Annotated in this window: 17 protein-coding genes and 6 pseudogenes; 6 read left to right on the top strand and 17 right to left on the bottom strand. The window is 44.6% G+C overall.

The features are described 5' to 3' along the window. Positions 1-23: 23 nt before the first annotated feature. A pseudogene (locus G7Y90_RS19270) lies at positions 24-1,174 on the bottom strand (acyl-CoA dehydrogenase family protein). Between the two features lie 341 nt (positions 1,175-1,515). Here G7Y90_RS19270 and G7Y90_RS14180 point away from each other — a divergent pair. The 3 genes from G7Y90_RS14180 to G7Y90_RS14185 are packed head-to-tail and all read left to right on the top strand — an operon-like array spanning position 1,516 to position 2,119. Further along, complete coding sequence (locus G7Y90_RS14180; protein ID WP_250162701.1) at positions 1,516-1,728, top strand: TetR/AcrR family transcriptional regulator; 213 nt, start codon at positions 1,516-1,518, stop codon at positions 1,726-1,728. An 18-nt stretch (positions 1,729-1,746) separates the two neighbouring features. After that, positions 1,747-1,878 carry a hypothetical protein gene (locus G7Y90_RS18090; protein WP_284143749.1) on the top strand — a complete coding sequence of 44 codons (132 nt, stop codon included), beginning with the start codon at positions 1,747-1,749 and terminating at the stop codon, positions 1,876-1,878. Positions 1,879-1,918: 40 nt separating this feature from the next. Further along, the gene (locus G7Y90_RS14185) at positions 1,919-2,119 is read left to right on the top strand and encodes a hypothetical protein (protein WP_250162702.1); all 201 of its coding nucleotides are present in this window, start codon (positions 1,919-1,921) and stop codon (positions 2,117-2,119) included. A gap of 143 nt (positions 2,120-2,262) precedes the next feature. Here G7Y90_RS14185 and G7Y90_RS14190 read toward each other — a convergent pair whose 3' ends face one another. From G7Y90_RS14190 to G7Y90_RS14230, 8 genes and pseudogenes are all read right to left on the bottom strand, one after another. After that, positions 2,263-2,706: a hypothetical protein gene (locus G7Y90_RS14190; protein WP_250162703.1), complete on the bottom strand. Its 444-nt coding sequence runs from the start codon at positions 2,704-2,706 to the stop codon at positions 2,263-2,265. A 381-nt stretch (positions 2,707-3,087) separates the two neighbouring features. Beyond that, the gene (amaA, locus tag G7Y90_RS14195) at positions 3,088-4,374 is read right to left on the bottom strand and encodes an L-pipecolate oxidase (protein ID WP_250162704.1); all 1,287 of its coding nucleotides are present in this window, start codon (positions 4,372-4,374) and stop codon (positions 3,088-3,090) included. A 17-nt stretch (positions 4,375-4,391) separates the two neighbouring features. Next, positions 4,392-5,576, bottom strand: a complete 1,185-nt coding sequence (gene nhaC, locus G7Y90_RS14200) for a Na+/H+ antiporter NhaC (RefSeq protein WP_250162705.1) — start codon at positions 5,574-5,576, stop codon at positions 4,392-4,394. After that, entirely contained in the window at positions 5,512-5,766 is a 255-nt protein-coding gene (locus tag G7Y90_RS14205; protein ID WP_250162706.1) for a hypothetical protein, read from the bottom strand. The genes nhaC and G7Y90_RS14205 overlap by 65 nt, the downstream gene beginning before the upstream one ends. A 366-nt stretch (positions 5,767-6,132) precedes the next feature. Next, positions 6,133-7,622, bottom strand: a pseudogene (gene amaB / locus G7Y90_RS14210) (L-piperidine-6-carboxylate dehydrogenase). 160 nt (positions 7,623-7,782) lie between these two features. Then, a complete protein-coding gene (gene hglS, locus G7Y90_RS14220; protein ID WP_250162709.1) occupies positions 7,783-9,261 on the bottom strand; it encodes a 2-oxoadipate dioxygenase/decarboxylase HglS in 1,479 nt (492 codons plus the stop codon). A gap of 106 nt (positions 9,262-9,367) precedes the next feature. Continuing rightward, positions 9,368-10,639, bottom strand: coding sequence for a 2-aminoadipate transaminase (locus G7Y90_RS14225; protein ID WP_193009203.1), 1,272 nt, complete (start codon positions 10,637-10,639; stop codon positions 9,368-9,370). Positions 10,640-10,866: 227 nt separating this feature from the next. Beyond that, positions 10,867-11,814: a LysR substrate-binding domain-containing protein gene (locus tag G7Y90_RS14230; RefSeq protein WP_193009204.1), complete on the bottom strand. Its 948-nt coding sequence runs from the start codon at positions 11,812-11,814 to the stop codon at positions 10,867-10,869. Between the two features lie 574 nt (positions 11,815-12,388). Here G7Y90_RS14230 and G7Y90_RS14235 point away from each other — a divergent pair. After that, positions 12,389-13,588: a sugar transporter gene (locus G7Y90_RS14235; protein ID WP_193009205.1), complete on the top strand. Its 1,200-nt coding sequence runs from the start codon at positions 12,389-12,391 to the stop codon at positions 13,586-13,588. 152 nt (positions 13,589-13,740) lie between these two features. On the opposite strand, the gene arfB is transcribed toward G7Y90_RS14235, so the two are convergent. From arfB to G7Y90_RS14270, 7 genes and pseudogenes are all read right to left on the bottom strand, one after another. Then, positions 13,741-14,118 carry an alternative ribosome rescue aminoacyl-tRNA hydrolase ArfB gene (gene arfB / locus G7Y90_RS14240; protein WP_250162710.1) on the bottom strand — a complete coding sequence of 126 codons (378 nt, stop codon included), beginning with the start codon at positions 14,116-14,118 and terminating at the stop codon, positions 13,741-13,743. Positions 14,119-14,193: 75 nt separating this feature from the next. Further along, positions 14,194-15,033 (bottom strand): HpcH/HpaI aldolase/citrate lyase family protein, encoded by an 840-nt coding sequence (locus tag G7Y90_RS14245; RefSeq protein WP_193009207.1) that lies wholly within the window; start codon positions 15,031-15,033, stop codon positions 14,194-14,196. Between the two features lie 226 nt (positions 15,034-15,259). Continuing rightward, positions 15,260-16,026, bottom strand: a pseudogene (locus G7Y90_RS14250) (SDR family oxidoreductase). 184 nt (positions 16,027-16,210) lie between these two features. After that, entirely contained in the window at positions 16,211-17,005 is a 795-nt protein-coding gene (locus G7Y90_RS14255; RefSeq protein WP_250162711.1) for an SDR family NAD(P)-dependent oxidoreductase, read from the bottom strand. A 3-nt stretch (positions 17,006-17,008) separates the two neighbouring features. After that, on the bottom strand, positions 17,009-17,632 hold the full coding sequence (locus G7Y90_RS14260) for an NADP-dependent oxidoreductase (protein WP_349773437.1): 624 nt from the start codon (positions 17,630-17,632) through the stop codon (positions 17,009-17,011). 105 nt (positions 17,633-17,737) lie between these two features. After that, a pseudogene (locus G7Y90_RS14265) lies at positions 17,738-17,938 on the bottom strand (NADP-dependent oxidoreductase); the annotation flags it as partial. Positions 17,939-18,037: 99 nt separating this feature from the next. After that, positions 18,038-19,842 (bottom strand): annotated as a pseudogene (locus G7Y90_RS14270) (acyl-CoA dehydrogenase family protein). Between the two features lie 201 nt (positions 19,843-20,043). Here G7Y90_RS14270 and G7Y90_RS14275 point away from each other — a divergent pair. Both G7Y90_RS14275 and G7Y90_RS14280 read left to right on the top strand, forming a co-directional pair. Continuing rightward, the gene (locus G7Y90_RS14275; protein WP_250162712.1) at positions 20,044-20,607 is read left to right on the top strand and encodes a DJ-1/PfpI family protein; all 564 of its coding nucleotides are present in this window, start codon (positions 20,044-20,046) and stop codon (positions 20,605-20,607) included. An 8-nt stretch (positions 20,608-20,615) separates the two neighbouring features. Then, positions 20,616-21,065: a helix-turn-helix domain-containing protein gene (locus G7Y90_RS14280; RefSeq protein ID WP_250162713.1), complete on the top strand. Its 450-nt coding sequence runs from the start codon at positions 20,616-20,618 to the stop codon at positions 21,063-21,065. A 47-nt stretch (positions 21,066-21,112) separates the two neighbouring features. Here G7Y90_RS14280 and G7Y90_RS14285 read toward each other — a convergent pair. Beyond that, positions 21,113-22,436 (bottom strand): annotated as a pseudogene (locus G7Y90_RS14285) (LD-carboxypeptidase). Positions 22,437-22,557: the final 121 nt, after the last annotated feature.

Genomic DNA, 22,557 nt, shown 5'->3' on the forward strand with positions numbered 1-22,557 from the left:
GAACCAAAAAGCAAATCAGCCGCTTACATAAAGCGTGACGCCAGCTCTTTCATGATTTCATTGGTGCCGCCGTAGATTTTTTGTACTCGCGCATCAGCATATAGGCGAGCAATCGGGTATTCTGTCATGTAGCCATAACCGCCAAACAGCTGGACGCATTCGTCTATCACATCACACTGCTTTTGCGTCACCCAGTATTTAATCAAAGATGCCTGCGGTACGGTTAATTTGCCCTCTAACATGGCATCGACAGCGGCATCACACATCGTGCTGGCAGCGAGATAATCAGCGTAGCATTCTGCCATTTTGAAGCGCGTATTTTGAAACTTCCAAATAGGCTTACCAAAGGCTTCCCGACCTTTGACATAATCTAGGGTCAAATTAATCGCGAGCTTCATCGCACCAACGCCCGTTAAGGCAATAATTAAACGCTCACGTGGCAGCTCTTGCATCATTTGAATAAAACCCATGCCCTCTACTGTGCCAAGCAAATTCTTTTGCGGCACACGTACATTGCTGAAAATAACTCCGAAGTATCTTGTGAGGTCAGACCAATCTTATCGAGATTACGACCACGCTCAAACCCTTCTACTTTGTCCGTTTCTACCACGATAAGCGAAACACCTTGCGCCCCTTTTTCACGATCGGTTTTGCAGGCGAGCAAAATCAGGTTGGCATGCTGACCATTGGTAATAAAGGTTTTTGAACCATTGATAATGTAATCATCGCCATCTTTTACCGCATAGGTTTTGATGTTCTGCAAGTCTGAGCCTGTACCCGGTTCGGTCATAGCAATCGCAGCCACATACTCACCCGTCGCCATCTTAGGTAGCCATTCTTTTTTCTGCGCTTCCGTACCATGACTCAAGATATAAGGCGCGACAATACCTGAATGCACCATGCCGCCGAATCCGGATTGATTAGCCTCAGCTTGCGCATAAAGAAGCGCCGCTTCATGACCAAAGTCACCGCCGCCGCCGCCATATTCTTCTGGTATCGATGCACATAAGAATCCCATCGCGCCAGCCTCTTCCCACGCAGCGCGGTCAATCATGCCGTTTTTACGCCACTGCTCGTCCTTTGGCTCCCACGATTGAAACATTTTAAGCGCGCTGTCATGCACCATCTGGTGCTCTTCGGTCATCCAGTTCGGGGTGAATTTTTCAATACTCATATTGTCTGTCCTTGACGATGGGAAGTTGATAATGGCTAGGGCGTGTCCTCAATTCAAACGAGGACACGCCCTAATATAAAATACTATTGAGTGTAAACATATTACTTATGGTAATTTTAATTACCGTTATATACAATCTTAGTATTCTTTATATTTAATATCATGCAAGACTTATACTAGGACAGTAAAAGACAATGCGCAACCTATTAACAAACAATAGTTTATATTACCTATTTCAACTCTAGCTTATCAAGCCGATAAATAAGACGCTGTAGCACAGTATAAAAATTCTCACCGCACAGGAATCATCAAGCATGCAATCTACGAGTCAGATATCTAGTATGAATACAGCCCGAGCTTTGGCACCCTTATCCGATATGCGCCCTGCTACTTTAGAAAAAATTGAAAAAGCCGTTCGTAAAGTGTTTGCAGGTTTTGACTCTAATGAGGTGACCATGGCACAAATTGCAAAGTCTGCCAATGTCTCACTACAGACGCTGTATAAATATTTTGGTGAAGCAAACACTTTTATACCATCATGGATATTGTATTGAAGGTTGGCAGCGCGCATCATGGATCATTTGCGGCTTGATAGCGTGCAAGATAGGCTACGCAAGACATTATGGGTTTGTTTTGACTTTGTAGATTCACATCCCGATGCGGTCATGGTGCTGTCTTCGGGTATCGGCATCGCGTATACGTAACATTGCGATTTATGAAAATAAAGAGCTGATTGGGGCATTTTTGAATGTGTGGGAAGATGGTCAAAAACGTGGCGTACTAAATGACACCGTGCCCCTTTATATACTTTTTGATGTGTTTATGGGATTCATTAGTCGCCTTGGCTTGATGCACATTATTCGTCAGACCGATACACCCATTAATGCAGAGTTTGATGCGTTATTCGTGATTTTATGGCGAGCCATATCAAAGCCTGACATATAATCAGTTTGATATACAATCACTTGTACGATATTATGAAATATTCATACCAGCCAATTTTCAATTTCATCATTAAAGATCACAACGAAAAAAGCCTCACTTTGTAGTGAGGCTTTACTTAATGCTTAAAAACTAATGCTTAAAAATCAACATTCCTTAGATTTTTTTAGCTTATATTCTTCTACTCTATCAACCATTTCATAATCTTGTTCACTCATCTGTTGATAGCCATTGCTCACACTACCATAGCATGAATTTTTATTATCATGCTGAGCGTGCACAGCAGCATCTTTGATCTGGGCAATGTCTTCTGCAAACGGCGTATGAGGGATATCCAGCACAGAAAATAGCGTGGCTAAAAATTCATCAGCGGTAAAATATTTATCCATATAGCTGCCATCAAGCCCAAGGTATTTGTTTGATAATACGTGACGCAGGCGCTCACAAGCAGGCATAGTGTGTTTCAAAGGATAGCCCATGGCTTTGACAATATCTTGCGAACGCAGCTCAAGCGTCGCTATCTGATTGATCGCATACTGGGCGAGAAAGACGTGGGTGGTAATGACGGGTATATTTGGATTGGTTAGCAATGTGGCTCATGATATTGAACACCTTAGACTCCTGTAACTCCGACGAAAAAGGGTGAAATACGCCCAAATAGGCAAATAAAATCAGGCACAAATGAGGATGTCGGAGTACAGGCTCATGCGCTTTACCAGAATTATTTTATATCGTGCTGGAAGTTGCAAGGTTTGTACGCCACCATTTATAACGATAATGGCTGGCAATGACAAAACTGTTAAACCCACGATAATGACTTAAAGATGATAGCATATCAGATAATAAAATAAATACTGATATTAATATGCTTTGGTAATCACACGATTGTTACGGTCTCTTTATCGCCGTTAAAGTCTGAATACCTTTATATTTAAAAACGGTAGAAAAAATCAGACGATGACTCAGCAAAGCTATCTAATTATTTTTAGACATTGTCCTGCATGATATAAAGTCAGTCCTAGCTCAGTAAAGCCAGATTTCATCCCGCCAAAAGAAACTTTTGCCTCTTCTAAGGTCTTAAATGGTAAGGGAATACTGTCTCTATTACCCGTCATTATATAGTCTGCGAAGCACTTACCCATTAGCGTGCCTGTGGTAATGCCGCGACCATTATAAGCCGTTGCTGTCAGCAAGCCCTCGTCGGGCTCCATGACTCGAAAAATATGATCTTGCGTGAAGCCAAAACTACCAGTCCACTCATACTGCCACTTAAATGCTGGCAAATCTGGATAATAGCTCTTTTGCACCGCATTGGCCCATGATTGATAAAAGGATTTTGGTTTAAGCTGTGTACCACCCACCGTTCCCAATAATAGGCGATCGTCGTCATCACGGCGAAAGCTAGACAAGGCCAAGCGTGTATCCCATGCCCCTGTTTTGTAAGGTAAGATACGATCTGCCGCCTCGCCGCTAAGCGGCTCAGATGCAATCTGATAGTAATAAACCAAATAAAAGGTCTTTTTAATTTCTGTCCATTCGCCTTCGGTATAAGCGTTGGTTGCAATAATGACGCGCTCGGACTTGACGCGCGCTTTAGAAGTCCTTGCATACCAATCGCCATCTACCTTTTCTAAGGCTTCAACAGCGGAATGCTCATAAATAGTGACACCAAGACTGGTTGCTACTTTTGCGAGTCCTCTAACATAAGCCAGTGGGTTTATCGTACCAGCCCGATGATCTAGTAATGCTTTATTGATACTTTTGGTACCGCAATATTCATGGCATTTGCTGCCGGTTAGTACTTCAACGTTCGCGCCGCGGCGGATAAGTTGCTCGTATCTAATATCGACATCGACTTCACCTTTGGCGTTATGTGCCATGTGGATATTACCGGCTTGAGTGGCTTGGGCGTCGATATTATAACGTTTGATTAAGTCGAATACTAAGCTTGGCGCTTGTCCGAGGACTTCAGTTAGACGCTCACCTGCCGCTTCACCTAGCGCAATATTCAAATCATCAGGGCGCGCCCAAGTACCTGCATTGACGAGCCCTACGCTTTTACCGGAGCCGCCACTGCCTATCGTATGACTCTCAAGCAAAATAACCTTGACGCCTTTTTCTGCCAAATGAATCGCCGCAGATAATCCTGTATAACCGCCGCCTATGATACAAATAGTCGCTTCAGTATCGCTATTCATCTGGCTGTAGGTATCAATAATAGGTGCAGTCGTATTCCACAAACATTGCTCTTGCAACATCTCATATTCCTTCTAAATTACACGTTGTCTATAGTGGAGAGCGTGCTTGTGTCGTTATTAACAATAGGTTCTTCACGGGGAATAAATTTGTCTAAGAATACCCATAACAAACCAAATAGCGGTGATAACCAACAGGCAAAGGCGAATGGTGCATAAGTAAGGGTTGCAATACCTAATGTTGCCGCGACGAAACTACCGCCCATGTTCCAAGGAATAAGTGGAGATAACAGGGTTCCGGTATCTTCAATAGAGCGTGTGAGTGTCGTGCGTTTGTAGCCCATTTCTTGATATTTGTCTTTTAATAAACGGCCTGGCAATACCAGTGTGGTATAGACGTCACCGATGAGCGTACCGACACCAAGCGTGCTGGCATAAGTGGTCATTACTAAACCAAATCTCGATTTCACCATCTTATTAATTTTTGCCATGATGGCTTTTAGCGTACCGTAATGCTCAATTGAGCCGACGAATGCTAAAGCAAAGATGGTCAAAGTCACGACCCACGTCATTGACATAATGCCGCCTTTAGACAGCAGTTGATCCACGACAGCAAAGCCCGTTTCACTGACAAAGCCATTTTGTAAGACCGTAAAAATGTCATGCACACCCACGCCTTGCATAAAAAACGCAACCAATCCTGCAACCACCACACCTGATAATACCGTTGGAATAGCAGGCATTTTCATTACCGCTGCGATGACAACGACAACAGCCGGTAATAACGTAATAATACTGAGGTTATAATTGGCCGCTAGCGAAGTTTGAATTTCTTTAATTGAGGTTAAATCGACATTTTCTGCGCCGTAACCCATACCAATCCACGCATAGATAATCAATGCAGTTACCATGGCAGGTACCGTGGTGGGCAACATACCGCGGATGTGCTCCCAAAGATCAACACCAGCCGCTGCTGGCGTTAAGTTGGTGGTGTCAGATAATGGAGACATTTTGTCACCGAAAAAAGCGCCAGAAACAATAGCACCGCCCGTTAGTGACGGCGGAATACCCAATCCTAGCCCAATACCCATCATGGCAAGACCGACCGTACCAACCGTGCCCCACGAAGTGCCTGTAGCGACAGAAATAATGGCACAGATGATACAGACAGAGACTAGGAATGATGAAGGAGAGAAAACGCTAAAACCATAGTAAAATCGTGGGAACCGTACCAGCGATAATCCAAGCGCCGATGAGCATACCAACGCCCATCAAGATAATCATGGCCGGTAGACCAATTTTGACAACCTTTAAAAAGCGTTGTTCCATGCCATCCCAGTCACGGCCACGCAGCTTCATAAACAAGCCAGTGATTAAAATACCGCAAGCTAAGGGAATGTGAGGGGTAAAATCTTTGAATACGAAAAACTGCACCATCAGAATAATGGCAGTCAACACCAGAGGTGCAATATCTATAAAAAACTAGAAGACGGACCGTAGCCATCTTTAGCTTCGTCATAAGGTTTATCATCCATCATAAGACACCTACCTTCCTTAGTAGTGGATACTGCTGTCATAGATATAACAGTAGTAGAAACAACCAATCCATGGCTGCTGATAATGCTGAAAAAAGTGCGAAAAGGTTACGGCAAAGGGTGTAAAAAGCCTGTTTTGAAATCATGAATAGTTATTCATCACTTCCGCAGGCTTTCATACTAAAACAATAAATACTTAATAATTGGCGACCAAAATAGCGAATAATTGGCTTGCTAAATAAGCGCTGAGCCTACTTAACAAGCATCACGTCACGTCATATTGTTATTAGCCAAAGTTGATGCCTTGCGCTAGTGGTAGCTCGGTTGAATAGTTGACTGTATTGGTCTGACGGCGCATATAAGCTTTCCATGCGTCTGAACCTGATTCACGACCACCGCCGGTTTCTTTTTCGCCGCCAAATGCGCCGCCAATCTCAGCGCCACTGGTGCCGATGTTGACGTTGGCGATACCGCAATCACTGCCGCGGTCGCTGAGGAAAGTTTCAGCTTCACGTAAGTCATTGGTAAAGATACAAGATGACAGCCCTTGTGGCACATCGTTTTGCATCGCTAGCGCATCGTCAAATTCTTTATAAGGCATGACGTATAAAATCGGCGCAAACGTCTCACTACGTGCCACGTCATTTTGCTCATCAAGCTCAACAATCGCCGGAATCACATAATAAGCATCGGGGAATTTATCCATCAGAACTCGGTCGCCGCCTGTGACTTTACCGCCAGTATTGCGAGCCTTTTCTAACGCCGCTTGCATGTTATTAAAGCTGTCTTCATCAATCAGTGGACCGACCAAATTACCTTCAAGCGGATGACCGATGCTCACCGTCTCGTAAGCAGACTTAACGCGCGGTAAGATATCGTCTTTGACCGACTCATGAACGAACAGACGGCGTAAGGTGGTGCAGCGCTGACCTGCCGTTCCTACTGCTGAGAATAGAATGCCACGTAGCGCCAAATCCAAATCGGCGGTGGGTGCCAAAATCATGGCGTTATTACCGCCAAGCTCAAGCAAGCATTTACCAAAACGCTCAGCGACTTTGGGTCCTACTTCTCGGCCCATGCGCGTACTGCCGGTGGCACTGACTAAAGCGATGTCTTTATTTTCAACCAGCGCATTACCGATATCGGTTTTGCCCAATATGATTTGCGATAAATGTGCTGGTGCTTCACCAAATTTTGCCAAGGCTTTTTCAAATAACGCTTGGCAAGCTAAGGCGACGAGCGGGGTTTTTCTGAAGGTTTCCAGATGACAGGGTTGCCACAGACGATGGCCAGTGCCGTATTCCAAGACCAAACGGCGACTGGGAAGTTAAAGGCAGAGATGACGCCGATGACACCAAGTGGATGCCATGTCTCACGCATGTGGTGACCCGGGCGTTCTGAGGCGATGGTTAGACCATAAAGCTGACGTGATACGCCCACGGCAAAGTCACAGATATCAATCATTTCTTGGACTTCGCCAAGGCCTTCTTCTTTAATTTTTCCGGCTTCTAATGATACTAAGATACCTAGGTCTTCTTTGTGCTCACGCAGGACTTCACCCAACAGACGAATCAACTCACCACGTTTAGGGGCAGGAACGACACGCCATTCTTGAAAGGCTTGTTTGGCATTTTGAATTTTAGTATCGACGTCAGCCACTGTATCTAACGTGACTTTACCGATGACTGAGCCATCAATTGGGGTGGTGACTTCAAAGTCGCCATTTTGATAGTGTGCTTCTTCTACGCCCATTGCAGACATATATTGCTTAATCATAATCAATCCCTTGCATATTGGTATAATGGTTTACTACGTCCTTGACTGACTTATAAAATTACCCTGCTACCTACTAAGTTGCAAAATAATAAATTTCTTGCAGGCATTCCTTTTTGGAATGACGTGCTAATAAGTCGGCTATAAGCTGGCTATTTTTAGCCTAAATCTTACTAAACACTGACACTAGACAGGCACTGCTCAAGGCTTTGCGCCTGCATCGCTTCATACAATGCCATTTCATCATAAATGGCTGCCCCCAAATCACGCTCAAAATTTTGTTGGCTTGAGTAACCGTCATATTGGCTTGGCTGCGCCTCTTGCAGATTTGATTGAAAGATACCGGCGGCACTGACGGGCAAAAATCCTCATAAACGATGGGTTCAATGCGAAGCACCTCGTCATTAATCAGAGCAGTCAGCTTCGCATTAGGCAGTTTATTCAAATCATCGCGTGTTAAGATCGCGGCCAACAACGCTTGACCGTCCTCAGAATCAAGGGTGCTATCCGTCAACTGGTAATAAAAATACGCTAGCTCCTCTTCGTGTAGAGTTTGATAATCATCAGGAAAAGCGGTAAATACTTCGGCTAAAATTTGATTGTATTGAGCCGCATTGTCCTCATTTGGGGTAACACCAAGCTGGCGACGAGCTGCGGCCAATAATTCATCATAAAGCGCGCGGCCCTTTTGCGTTAACGCCACACCGCGTTGCTCAATCTCTCCAAAGCGCGCGGTATGATGTCCTTGCTCATACTCTTCAGGGCTAGCGTCTGAGTTATTAGCAACTTTAAAGCCAACCGCTTCTTGTAGCGCTTTAAAACTGGTTTGCCTTAATAATATAGGACACGCTCTACGCGGTGGCCCTTCGATGATGGCTTTTGAAGGTATGCCGCGGGCTTGCATGCCTTGTTGTACGGCATCAATATCCAAGGTTCGAGGCGTTAAATGATTGATATGTGGACCCTTAAAGCCCACCACATCAGCGACCAGCGGATGCTGATTTAATAGACGCTGATAGAGCGCTTTTGCCACCGGCGTTTTATCATGCCAGCGAAATGTCTCTAGCGCTTCTTGGACAAACTGCTCTGCTTGCTCAGTGGTCAAGCCACCTTGCACCTCAAAAATCCCAATAAGCTCAATAACCCCAGTAGTGAAGATCTGACGCTGCGACAATGTGGCCGTGGCTTCTTGTCGTAAAGTTTCATTAGCAATCAAATCTAAACGCAATAACGAGGTAAATACGCGAAAGGGGCTTTTTATGCATGCATGCGAGTCAAGCGCGCGAAAGGCAGTTGAATGTACGGGCACACCAGCAGGCGCTAAATCATAATAGCCGACAGGGTGCATACCCATCACGGCAAAAAGTCTACGCATCATGCTCAGCTCTGCTGCGGTACCCAGTCGAATCGCCCCGTGCCGCTCCATGCTTAGACGCTCAATCTCTCCCGTATGCAGCAGTTGTGATTTAATATCGGGATGTGTGGTTAATACCTCGGCATTCACATCACTGACCAAATCAACCAAGTCTCCGTATAGCGGCACCTCGTTCTGATACATGGCTGACATCGCCATAGAAAAATGATGACGGATATCATCGCTGCAGATAAAATCCTTATCTGGACTGACGCTAGTATTGTTCACAAATAAACATCCTTGTAATAGGGTTAAGAAATTTTTAAGTAATCGATATTTGGTTTTGAGCATTTGCTTATGACGATGCGCTATCTATCCTAAGCACTCCTAAACATTAAGCGGCAGGCAATCCATCAGGAAGCGCGATGAGCACCTCTTTTAGAATATCTAGCCCTTCTTTTAGGGTGTCAGGTTCTATGGTTAGTGGCGGCAATAACCGAATGATATGGCGATATTGGCCACTTGGCATAAGCAATAGACCACGCTCACGTGCTTTGGTTAATACTTGCGCCATCACACTCAGATGCACATCATGCTCAGGATGACGCAGCTCAATACCGCGCATCGCACCGATACCCGTAAGACCAAATAACCAAGGCGAGATACCTTCTTGCTGCCATTGGCTGATGGTCGTCTCAATCGTCTGGGCATAATGCTTGGCTGACTGCCAAACGTCATTAGCTTGCATGATATCGAGCGTGGCATTGGCAGCGGCGCAAGCAACTGGGTTACCAGAATAAGTACCGCCCAAACTGCCTTTAGGCAAACCATTGACCACACTAGCCTTGCCGATGACTGCACCTAATGGCAAGCCGCCCGCGATACTCTTGCCAAGTAAAATAAGATCAGGCTCAACTTCTAAATGGGTAAAAGCAAACGGTGTACCAGTACGGCCGTAGCCAGATTGGATTTCGTCCATGATAAGTAACATGCCATGCTCATCACAAAACTGGCGCAGATACTGCGCAAAGGTGGGCGACATCAATTGAAAACCGCCTTCCCCTTGTACAGGTTCGACGATGATGGCACCGATATTGTCGATATCGGTTTCTACCATAAATAAACGCTGGAGCGCGTCAATCGCTTGCTGATCGCTCACGTCGTTATCTGGGCTAGGAAAAGGAATGTGATAAACGCTACCTGCCAAGGGTCCGAGCCCGCGCTTATAAGGCGCAACTTTACCGTTTAGATTGACAGCAGCCAATGTGCGCCCATGAAATCCACCATCAAAAGCGATAACCCCAGTGCGACCCGTTTTAAGGCGTGCTATCTTGATGGCGTTTTCGGTTGCTTCTGCGCCGCAGTTGGTGAGCATCCCTGCCAGCTCGCCGCTAATAGGCACAAGCTCACACAATCGCGGCATAAAGCTTTGATACGGCTGATGCGCTGCCGCATTGTAGGCATAGTGAATCAGCGCCTGGGCTTGCTGGATGATGGCGTCAACGATGTGAGGGTGGCAGTGACCAAAGTTTAAAACACCAATTCCGCCGACAAAATCGATATAGCTTTGGTCATTGTCGTCCCAAACTCTGGCGTTTTTGCCTTTGACGAGCGTGAGCGGATGCACCATCGTAAAGGCATCGGTCACGTTATAAAGCTTGTCCATGATGAATCTCTATCTCTTCCTTGAGTTAGACTCATTTCAACAAAACATCATTCCGGCAGCAAACGAATAATAGTTGTGGTGGCATTCCTTTTTGTCATTACCAGTAAATTAGCTCCCTAAACGAATCCTTTAAAAACAAAAAAACTGCGTATCAAGGCAGTTTTTTTGTTTAGCTTGTTAAATTCTTACGGCAGATAACTTTGTAGAATAAAATAATAAAATATAAATTATAAAGCAAGCCCTAACGCTTTTTCACGCTGATCTGAGATTGTTAAATAATCCGTAATCCATTCTAAAACTGCTTTTACCTTATGCGATTGTCCCGAAGAAACAGGATAAGTCACATAATAGCTGCCGCGACCCTTTGCCGCATAATCCCACGCCATCACTAAAGCGCCTGATTGTAGCTCAGGCTCGACCAAACGTAACGGCACCAAAGCAATGCCATAACCCAGTAAGGCGGCAGAAATGCAGGCATGAAAAGTCTCAAAACGTGGACCTACAAAGGTGCCATCAACGCTGATATCTTGTTGCTTAAAGTACTCATACCACGCACTTAAGCGTGAACTTATTTGCAATAACACATAGTCATCCAAACAATCAGTACTCAGTGTTTTATCTCGCAAATACTGCGGCTGACAGACCGCAACGCAATATTCATCGAACAATTTTATGGCCTCCATATTGCCCCACATGCCATCGCCATATAAAAAAGCAATATCAACATTTTGGTCTTCAGAAAAAAACGGCCCCACCAGCTCTTTAATATCCAAGTTAATAAGGGAATATTCTTGACAAAAGCCACTGAGTGCTGGAATCAACCAACGGGCACAAAATGTCGGATGCGAGACGATTTTTAGCAGCTCAGTATTACTGCTATGCGACATCAAATTGGTGGTCGCCACCTCAATATGTTTTAAAATCTCTAATACTTCAAGATAATATGACTTGCCAGCAGGGGTCAATGAAATCCGGTGCGGCGTCCTATAAAACAAAGACAGGTTTAGCATCTCCTCCAACTGCGCCACTTGCTTACTTATGGCGCTTTGGGTCATGTGCATCTCTTGCGCGGCATTGGTAAAACTCAAATGACGAGCAGCGGTCTCAAAACATTGCAGCGCCGTCGTTGAAGGATATCGTCTAAAGGCTAATGGTTTATTGGTGTCTGTTTTCATAGATTTTTTTCTTTTATCCCATATTAGGGCGTGTCCTTAATTCACTCGATAGTCATCTAAATGGGTTAAAAATGGCTAAATCTTGCCAAACATCGTCAAATAGCTTGTTAATATCTCGATATTATCTACGCTATTTTTCTTGTTTGACGGCAATTTATCTCATTTTTATCGCCATTTTTGAAATGAAGACACGCCCTAGTAAAATATCAATGATTATTTAAAATCACGTTATCAGGCATTCCTAGCCTATGGCGTCATCATACCTATATTCAAGCGTAAATAGCGATACCTCACTATAATCACTGTGTAACTGACACTGATGTCATTATCGGATTACTTAACCATTCAACCAATTATTCGGTTGCTAATTTTAAAGACTCTCCTACAAAAAACACCGTCGATTCCTGATAAAATAGCAAGGTCTGATGATAGGCTCTGACATACCGCAACCGATTTGCTATCTTGCCCTCCTCTTTTTCATCATTACGACCTATGCCGCCGTTATTCTTAAACTCATGAATTATTTTTCAGCTAATTTGCACTATTAGCGCCTTCTTTATTTGTATTGGATCATATGAAACATAACCTTGAGGTGAGCGCAAATGCTCGCCGAACTCAGTATTTCCAAGTATTCTTAATGGGCGTCAGCGCCTTTATTATGAATACCACCGAATTTGTCCCCGTTGCCCTATTAAGTGACATTGCCCAAGATTTTTCCATCACTACAGCAGAAACTGGCTGGATGTTGACGCTGTATGCGTGGATTGTCGCGGCGATGTCATTGCCATTGATGCTACTTACCAGCCGTTTTGAGCGTAAAAGCTTACTCTTGGGCTTGTTTGTGGTTTTTATTGCCAGCCATGTGTTGTCAGTATTTGCTTGGAGCTTTGATGTATTGCTGATTAGCCGAGTGGGTATTGCGCTATCACACGCGATATTTTGGTCAATCACCGCGGCGATTGCGATACGCGTAGCACCAGAAGGCAAAAAAGCACTGGCACTTAGTGTGCTTGCGACCGGCACTTCATTGGCGATGGTACTTGGCGTGCCATTAGGGCGCTTGGTCGGTCAATGGTTTGGCTGGCGGGCAACATTTGGTGGTATTGGCGTGATTGCTTTCATCGTATTTATTCTACAAGCAAGGCTATTGCCAACGCTACCAAGTATGTTTGAAGGCTCGTTTAGAAAGATTCCAGAATTGCTTAGAAACCCCTTATTGGTCTGTTTGTATCTACTCATTTTACTGGTCTTTACCGCCCACTATACCGCTTATTCTTATATCGAACCTTTTATGCGTCAAGTCGGCGCTATCAGTGAAAACGCCGCAACTGTTGTCTTGCTATTGTTTGGGGTGGCAGGAATTGCGGGCAGTGTGATATTCAGCCGCTGGGGCGATCGTTTTAATACCAGATTGATGCTGATATCGATCATATTAATGCTGCTATCTATGCTGGTGCTATTGTTTGCCGTGACCTCTATCTGGGCACTAAGTTTCATTGCATTACTGTGGGGCGCCGCGCTGATGCTGCTGATTATCTCTATGCAAGCCAAAGTCATCATGGTTGATGTCACAGCCCAAGACATGCTGATGTCAATGTTCTCAGGGATTATTAACTTAGGCATTGGCGCCGGTGCGCTGTTTGGTGGTTATGCAGTGACGCATATTTCCATATCGAGTGTGGGCTATGTTGGCGCGGCTATCGCCAGTGTGGCACTGCTCTTGATGTTATTTATGATAAAGCGCTTTCCCGAGTTAAGTAGAAGACTTGGTTAAGCAAAAGACTTGGATAGCTAAAGACCTAATAGTAAATAAGACTATAAAAATGCCAGCCTCTTAAATGGGCTGGCATCTGGCTTTCTCGTTCATTTAAAAATAGGAAATAAGCCACCCATTAGAAATCCACCTTACCGCGCAACACTTTTGTTTTACCGCGCTGGGTTTTGATCCACCCGTTTGCGCTTAGCATTTCTGCTAGGTTTAGTTGGCTTTCTGGTTTGATTGACATAAGTGGCTTTTATAATAAAGCTTTGCAGCCGCTCAAAGGCATCTATCTTATTGCGCTCTTGCGTACGAAACTGCTGCGCTTTGAGCACAAACACGCCTTCTTTGGTGATTCGGCTGTCTTTACTGTCTAATAAACGCTGCTTATGCACATCACTCAGGCTTGAGGCATGGATATCAAAACGCAAATGAATCGCAGACGAGACTTTATTGACGTTTTGCCCGCCTGCCCCTTGCGCGCGTATGGCGCTAATATCTACTTCACTGTCATTCAGGCTAATGGTATTACTAATAAAAATCATAGAGCTCTTTTTAAATCATAAATAAGTATGATGAATAATAAACCATTATTTGCTTCCCTGCTACTTCGTCAATAACTAATCTAATAGCTGAAGACTACGCTCAATCACTGGCGCGTCTACCATTTGACCATCTATCTCAAACACTGCCTGCCCGCTTCGCTCATATTCTTCGACCACACGCTTAGCAAATGATAGCTCACTCTCTGTCGGCTTAAGGGCGTGCTGCACAACAGCCACTTGTTTGGGATGAATACACAGCATTCCTAACATACCCATTTGTGACCATAGTTGCACTCGGGCATTTAGCCCTACTTCATCATTGAAATCAGGATAAACGGTATCTATGGGCGCTGCTAGCTCATGTACTTTAGAGGTCAACACCAACTGATAGCGGATTTGATTGGCGATGACATCCGCAGCAGGCGTACCTACTTGTACCCGCAAATCATTGCACAAATCTAGAAAACCATAACTGAATCCGACCAAGCCTGACACTTTAGCCATCGCATCAATGTTATACAACCCAACCGCACTTTCTATGAGTGCAATAATAGGTAAGCCAGTACCTTGATAGGCTTGATCAACATCTGATGCTTGTTCAGCCTTGGCCAGTACGATTCCTGCAAGATTAGGCATCTGCTGGCAAAGCGCGATATCTTTTATAAATGCCTCACTGCCTGCTCTATTAATACGTAGCCAAATCGGCTGATAACTTGCACTGTCATGATATTGTTGCAATGCTTTGCGGGCGTCTGCTTTATCTTCTGGTGCAACGGCATCTTCTAAATCGACAATGACCGCATCTGCGCCACTAGCAAAGGCTTTCGCTACTCTGTCGATGCGAGTCGCTGGCACGAATAGCCATGTTTTATTTTTAGAGATTATATTTATTTTATGATTGGTCACTGAATCCATGCGTAACTCCCATATTATTCAAGTAGCTGTTAATACCTTTATTATGCCATTGCACAGCCTATTTTTACTTTAAATTAATAATCTATCAATGCAATGACACTAAGAAAATTTAGACACTCGATCAAAAATAAAATCAAAAAAAACCGCATGGAAATAAATCTCATGCAGCTCTTCATAGTAAATTGTTCTTGAACTTGTATTATAAGTCTTCTGACTGGCTGGCTACCTAAGCCAACATACCACCATCGACAACGATAGTCGCCCCCGTAGTATAACTTGAGGCATCAGACACCAGATATAATACCGTGCCAGCCATCTCATCAGGATTCGCAACACGTCCTAGTGGAATAGCATGTAGCGCCATTTTTAACACTTTATCATTGGTGGTTAAGGCCGAGGCAAACTTGGTATCAGTTAGACCTGGCAGTAAAGCATTGACGCGGATATTAAGTGGGCCACACTCTTTGGCGAAAGCTTTAGTCATACTAATGACCGCCGCTTTGGTGATCGAGTAGATACCTTGCTTGTCGCCTGCAACCAAGCCATTGACCGATGCGGTATTTAAAATCACGCCGCCGCCCTGCTCGCGCATCATTTTGCCAGCTGCCGTCGACATAAAGAAGTAACCACGAATGTTTACCTCAACCGTCTTATCGAAAGCGGCTAAATCCGTATCTAAGATATGGCCGTGTAGTATGGGTTGGCTGCGGCGTTATTGACCAAGATATCGATTTGACCAAACTCGCTTTTGATATGCTCAAAAATTGCTGCAATCTGCTCCATGTCTCCCACATGACAAGCAAAGGCACTGGCTTTATGACCGTCAGCTTTGATGCTATCAGCCACTGCTTGGCAAGCATCGATTTTGCGGCTAGAGACAATCACGTGCGCGCCTCTTGATGCCAATAAACGAGCAATAGATTCGCCAATACCGCGGCTTGCGCCAGTAACCAAAGCGACCTTACCGGTTAAATCAAATAAATCTTTCATCATGATTCCTTATATTTTTATCAACTTTATATTTTCTATCATTCTTGAGCGCTGAATTCATGTATCTAGAACATGTATCTAAAACAGGCGTCTAAAATTGGATAACTAAACGCAGATAATCGCTGTCATGTCTAACAGCGATTATCGAGCACTAATAAATTGCATAATGAGCGCTCAACAGTCGCAGTTACGCTAGCATACCACCATCTAAGGTAAAGGCATGACCGTTCATAAAACTGCTTTCATCACTAGCCAGCCAAGCAATCGCGCCTGACACTTCATCAACTTCACCCAAACGCCGCATTGGGCTGGCTTTGATGGTTGCTTGCTGGACACGCTCGTTCATATTTGCCATGGTATTTCGTACCATTGGCGTATCAATAAAACTTGGACATACTGCATTAAAGCGAATATTGACACGGGCATATTCATGAGCAGCAGATTTGGTCAGCCCCATGACGCCATGCTTGGCAGCGCTATAAGCTGTCAGCAGTGGTGCTGAACGCAAACCAGCAATGGAGGCTACATTAATCACATGACCGCCGCCATTGGGCGCCATACAAGTAACAGCAGCGCGCATACAATGCCAGACGCCTTTTAGATTAACGGCGATATTACGATCAAAATCATCATCGCTTAGCTCATGCATCGGTGCCGGTTTATGGTCGATACCCGCATTATTTATCACCACATCAAGGCCGCCAAGCGTCTCTACTGCGAAGTCAAACAAAGCACGTACTTCATCACCACTGGTCACGTCTACTTTTTTGAAGACGATACTGTTGCCAGCGTCTTGACCTTGCTTAGCAACCGCAGCACCCATCTCTTCTGCTAAATCGCCTATGACGACTTTCGCACCGCGACTTGCCAGTAATAGCGCGCTAGCCGCACCGATGCCAGAGGCGCCGCCCGTGATTAAAATTCGTTTACCAGCCACATTACTAGCTACATCTGATGCAATTCCGTTTGTATTCAGTGTCATGATCTATCCCTCTACCTTAAGTACCAGTTTGCCGAAGTTTTCACCTTTGAAGAGCATCATCAAAGTATCAGGGAACGTCTCGATGCCCTCAACAATATGATCTTTCACTTTCATCTCACCTGACTGAATCCAGCCAGCGATATCTTTCATGGCGACTGGATATTCTTTGATATTATCAAATACCACAATGCCTTCCATACGAGCACGATTGACCAATAATGATAAATAGTTCGATGGGCCTTTGACTTCTGTGGTGTTGTTATATTGACTAATAGCTCCGCAAATAACGATACGCGCATGCAGATTTATTTGTGTGAGCACGTCATTTAAAATATCGCCGCCTACGTTGTCAAAGAATACATCAACCCCATTTTGACAAGCTTGCTTTAAGCCTTTTTTGACATCTTCATTTTTATAATCTACAGCGGCATCAAAGCCCAGCTCATCGACTAAGAATTTGCATTTCTCAGCACCGCCTGCAATACCAACGACGCGGCAGCCTTTGATCTTGGCAATTTGACCAACCAAGCTACCAACGGCACCAGCAGCGCCAGAGACAACCACAGTCTCGCCGGCTTTTGGCTGACCTGTTTTTAACAGACCGAAATACCCTGTCATACCCGGCATACCGAGTACGCCCAAGTAATAAGACAATGGTGCCAGTTTTGGATCAACTTTATACAGATTAGCACCATCACTGACGGCATAAGACTGCACGCCATCATGACCTGCTACATAGTCACCAACGGCAAACTTCTTATGCTTGCTTTCTATCACTTCGCCCACAGTACCGGCGCGCATGACATCACCAATCTGTACTGGTGCGATATAAGATTTGGCATCGTTGAGCCAGCCACGCATCGCCGGATCGATAGAGATGTATTCAACTTTAATCAGTAACTGACCATCGGTGATAGTCGGAATTTCTGTCTCGGTATAATCCCAAGTCTCGGCACTAGGCTCGCCAACAGGTCTTGCTTTTAAGCGCCATTGTTATTCATTTTTGTCATGTCTCTTTCCTTAGAGTTGTCTTTAGAACCATTCTGTTTGCATATCAGTGCAAACAGAGTTGGTGTTGGTTAATAATTCGATGTCGCGTTTAACTAATGGTAATTCCCAATCAATGAAGTATTTGGCCGCTTGTATCTTGCCTTTATAAAAATTCTGTTGCTCAGCATCTTGCGTGGTACTTAATAGCTGTTCAGCTTTACTCGCTTGACGAATCCAAATCCAGCTCAGCACAATTGAGGCAAAGATATTCATCAGTGCTTGCGCGTTGCCCGTTAATGTCACGGCTTCTTCAGTTTGTAAAACTTTGCTGAGATGCACCAATACTTCATGCAGGTGACCCATGTAAGGCATCAGCTTACCTGCAAGCTGGGCGCTCTCAGGTGTAGTGATACTTTCCAAATCTTGTGTGATTTCACGTTTGAGGATTTGAATACCCAGACCACCTTTTTGCCACAACTTACGAAATGACAAATCCAATGCCTGCACGCCATTCGTGCCTTCATGAATAGGATTTAGACGATTGTCACGCCAGAACTGCTCAGCCTGATACTCACGCGTATAGCCTGCACCGCCCAATACTTGGATACCTAAATCATTGGCTTTTGGCCCATACTCAGATGGCCATGCTTTTAGTACTGGCGTGAGCAGGTCTAATAATTCTGTCAGCTCATTCTTTAGCGTTTCGTCTTCACAAGTGTTGATACGGTCAATCAAGTTTGAGCCGTATAGGCATAATGAGATGCCGCCTTCAGAGTAGGCTTTTTGCGCCAGTAGCATGCGCTTTACGTCACCATGATTAATGATAGCTGTTGCCGCATCTTCAGGTTTGTTGTTTGGAGCGATTCTGCCTTGCGTTCTGTCTTTGGCATAATCAAGTGAGTACTGATAACCACGATATCCCACCATCGATGCGCCAAAACCAACAGCGATGCGTGCCTCGTTCATCATTTTGAACATATAGCGCAGGCCAAAATGCTCTTCACCGATCAGATAACCATAACACTCGCCTTCGTCACCGAAGCTCAATGCCGTCGACGTCGTGCCTCTATAGCCCAGTTTATGAATGAGTCCTGTTAAATGTACGTCGTTGCGCTCGCCGACAGATGCATCTTCGTTTAAGCGATACTTGGGCACAGCAAATAAGGAGATACCTTTGACGCCACCTGGACCACCTGGCACTTTGGCCAACACTAAATGGACGATATTATCAGACAATTCGTGATCGCCGCCTGAGATATAAATTTTGCTGCCTTTGACGCGGTAAGAGCCATCATCTTGTTTTACTGCAGTGGTTTTGATGTCAGCAAGTGATGAACCTGCATGTGGCTCTGTCAATGCCATCGTTCCAGTGAATTCACCTGTCAGCATGCGCGGCATAAAGGCAGCTTTAATCTCATCACAGCAAAGTGTGAAATCACATTAATTGCAGCAGTGGTCAAAAATGGATAAGCAGTGGTTGAAGGATTAGCGGCCATAAAATAACCTGCCACAGCTGTCATTACCGTTTCAGGCAGCTGCATACCGCCGTCTTCAAAACTATAGCGACCTGCGATAAACCCTGACTCGCGGAATGCATCAAAAGCGACTTTTACATCACTTATCATGCTGACTTTTTTGCCATCAAACTGTGGCTCGTTCTTGTCTGCTACGTGGTTGTGCGGCAAAAATAACTGGGTCGCAATTTTATTGGCCGTATCCAATACTGCATCGAATGTTTCGCGGCTATGCTCTGCAAACTTGGCATGCTTGGTTAAATTTTCAGTGCCCAATACATCATATAATTGGAACGGTAACTCAAAGTCATTGATTAGCGTATCTGCTGCCATAGTATTCTCGTTAACTGATTAAATTTGGTTATCAATCGATATTAATCTAATTTAACGCCTTACCGTATTGTCATTTATGACATAATTATGGTCAAATACGACATAAATAGCGTTTATATTTCGAGAATTCATATAAAAAATTGATATTTTTGGTCAGAAAATTAAATTTTGCTCAGCACCGCGAAAGGAGAATAGGCATCTATGCCTTATTTCAAACCCTTTAAAGTCATCATCATTGGATTCGATGGTGTGCTCGGCAGCGCATTGACAGGCGCATTAGATTTATTCTCATTTACGGGTGTCAGTTGGCAACGATTTTTAGATGAGCCAGTAGAGCCAAGATTCAACGTTCAGATAGCAAGCGTTGGTGGCGTAGATATCAGATGTAGCAACCGCTTAATCATGCAAGCGCATTGCGATATTCAGGACGTGGCCGAGTGCGACTTGCTATTGATTCCGACGATTGGTGATTCAATCGATAAGGTACTGAGCCGAAATGCAGGGTTAATACCCCATCTAACGCGGTTGGCAGACACCAAATCAGATATAGCCAGCAACTGTAGCGGTGCTTTCTTTTTGGCAAAGGCAGGATTATTAGATAATAGAATCGCTACCACACACTGGGGTTACGCCAGTAAATTCAAAGCGGACTTTCCACTCGTTGACTTACAAGAAAATCAGTTTGTCACTCACTCAAAAAGCAAATCAGACAGCCAATCCGGTAATATTTTTGTGCGGCAGGTGGCAGCGCCTTTTATGACTTAGGACTGTTATTGATAGAGCGTTACTGCGGACGTGAGATTTCTACTCAAGTAGCCAAAACCCAAATTATAGATAGCAAGAGAGGCAATCAAAACAGCTATACCAATGTGACCTTGCATAAGCCGCATTCAGACCAACTAATCAAGCAAGTACAAGAATTCATTGAGGAAAATTTTTATCAGACTATTCAGGTAAGCGGGTTGGCTGCCATGGTCAATATCACCCCACGGACGTTAAACAGACGCTTTCAGTCTTGCGTCGCGATGCGCCCGATTGAGTATATTCAGGCCGTCAGAATTGAGCAGGCAAAACGCCTGCTAGAGTTAGGCAATGTGACCATAAAATCGCTTGCCGAACAAGTGGGCTATGATGATATTTCATCGTTCACACGCCTATTCAAACGTGCAACAGAGCTAACCCCCAAAGAGTATCAGGATAAGTTTTCGCGGTTAGCGATTTAGTCATAGCAATGCATAGTAGTTAGAGATTAGTGCTTAATGTTTAACGTTTAAGCAGTTTGCCATAACCCTTCTACTTGGATAGCATCAGCCTTGATGGTTGGGTAATCGCTAAATGCCAACTGATAGCCACCAGCTGTATTGGAACTAATTTGACACTTTGTGCCTAGTGGAAAGCTGTGTTTTTGTCCAATATGACCAAAACGCATGCCGCTATAAATCGGTAATCTTGTCAGCTGATGCAATTGACGAATCACCGTAGCCACATCATAACGCTTGTCATAACTGTCCTCACCTGCACCTGACAATGCCCCAAATACAATCGCTTGCTGACCTTTAAACGCACCAGCCAAATACAAATCATAACATGCGCTCGATACGATAAGGTTGCTCACCCACGTCTTCTAAGAATACAATACCGCCATCCATGCGCGGCAAATACTCACTACCTGCCAGCGCTGACACCACGCTTAGATTACCACCCCAAATCGTGCCCGTTATTGCTTTGGGCTCAGCACTTGTTAGAATACTGGGTAAATTGGGACTGGTTAAAGACGCGTCTGATATATCAATAACCAGATTGGGATTGGTTAGTGCTTCAACAAACTGTCGACAGCTGACTTGATCAGGGACAGTTTTTCCAAATTCACTATAGAGCATCGGTGCTGCAAGCGAACTCATATCACCTTCTGCCAATAGCGCACACTGAATAGCAGTCACATCACTAAAGCCCGCCAGTATCGTGCCGCGCTCCTGCATAATACGTCCTAGCGTCAACCAATCAATCATCGGTAATATGCGCATTGCACCATAGCCGCCGCGCACGCCGAGTAACAATTTTGGGGCAGCTATTGCACCAGTAGCGAGGTTTTGCAGGTCACTCGCTCGCTGCGAATCCGTACCAGCAAAACGCAGATACTGCCGATTGGTAATCGTAGGATTATTGACGTTAAAACCCGCACAGGCCATACGCTCCAATGCCAATTGATTGCGGTCATCGCTACCCCCAACATTGGAGCTGGCAAACAGCCGCGTCTCAATCGTTGGCGTAATACAGCGTGTTTGCGTGAGTGACGGCTGTGATGATGAACGCTCATCCAATAACGCGGTTGGCAGATCATCCTTGGTAAGTTGCATACTATGATTTTTCTCAATGGCATCGGAGGCCAGCGACTGAGTCATATTTTGGGTTATTAATAACCCTGCCCCTGCGCTGAGACCTACTCGACGTAAAAACTGGCGACGATTCAAGCCGGCTGCCGCTTCAATCGCTGTATGCTCATTGTTGTTTCTATCATCTGTTAATAACTGACTCTTGAAAACCATCTCTCTCTGCCACCTTATCATTTTTATTTTGATATACTTTTGCATCATATTTATTTTTGCAGTCTACTTGCTTAAACCACACAGCAGCATATTGTAAACGCTTTTTTGGCTATGATAGTTGCCCAACCCTTGCCACTATTTAATTTTTCGCCATGATAGCCATGAGACA

It is taken from the genome of Psychrobacter sp. WY6 (assembly GCF_018448495.1).
GTDB lineage: Bacteria > Pseudomonadota > Gammaproteobacteria > Pseudomonadales > Moraxellaceae > Psychrobacter.

Bases quoted from the DNA above. Each gene is read 5' to 3' on its own strand.
- G7Y90_RS14180 (WP_250162701.1), top strand. From the start codon at position 1,516: ATGAATACAGCCCGAGCTTTGGCACCCTTATCCGATATGCGCCCTGCT.
- G7Y90_RS18090 (WP_284143749.1), top strand. From the start codon at position 1,747: ATGGATCATTTGCGGCTTGATAGCGTGCAAGATAGGCTACGCAAGACA.
- amaA (WP_250162704.1), bottom strand. From the start codon at position 4,374: ATGTTGCAAGAGCAATGTTTGTGGAATACGACTGCACCTATTATTGAT.
- G7Y90_RS14225 (WP_193009203.1), bottom strand. From the start codon at position 10,639: ATGGACAAGCTTTATAACGTGACCGATGCCTTTACGATGGTGCATCCG.
- G7Y90_RS14230 (WP_193009204.1), bottom strand. From the start codon at position 11,814: ATGAAAACAGACACCAATAAACCATTAGCCTTTAGACGATATCCTTCA.
- G7Y90_RS14235 (WP_193009205.1), top strand. From the start codon at position 12,389: ATGAAACATAACCTTGAGGTGAGCGCAAATGCTCGCCGAACTCAGTAT.
- arfB (WP_250162710.1), bottom strand. From the start codon at position 14,118: ATGATTTTTATTAGTAATACCATTAGCCTGAATGACAGTGAAGTAGAT.
- G7Y90_RS14245 (WP_193009207.1), bottom strand. From the start codon at position 15,033: ATGGATTCAGTGACCAATCATAAAATAAATATAATCTCTAAAAATAAA.
- G7Y90_RS14255 (WP_250162711.1), bottom strand. From the start codon at position 17,005: ATGACACTGAATACAAACGGAATTGCATCAGATGTAGCTAGTAATGTG.
- G7Y90_RS14260 (WP_349773437.1), bottom strand. From the start codon at position 17,632: ATGCCGGGTATGACAGGGTATTTCGGTCTGTTAAAAACAGGTCAGCCA.
- G7Y90_RS14275 (WP_250162712.1), top strand. From the start codon at position 20,044: ATGCCTTATTTCAAACCCTTTAAAGTCATCATCATTGGATTCGATGGT.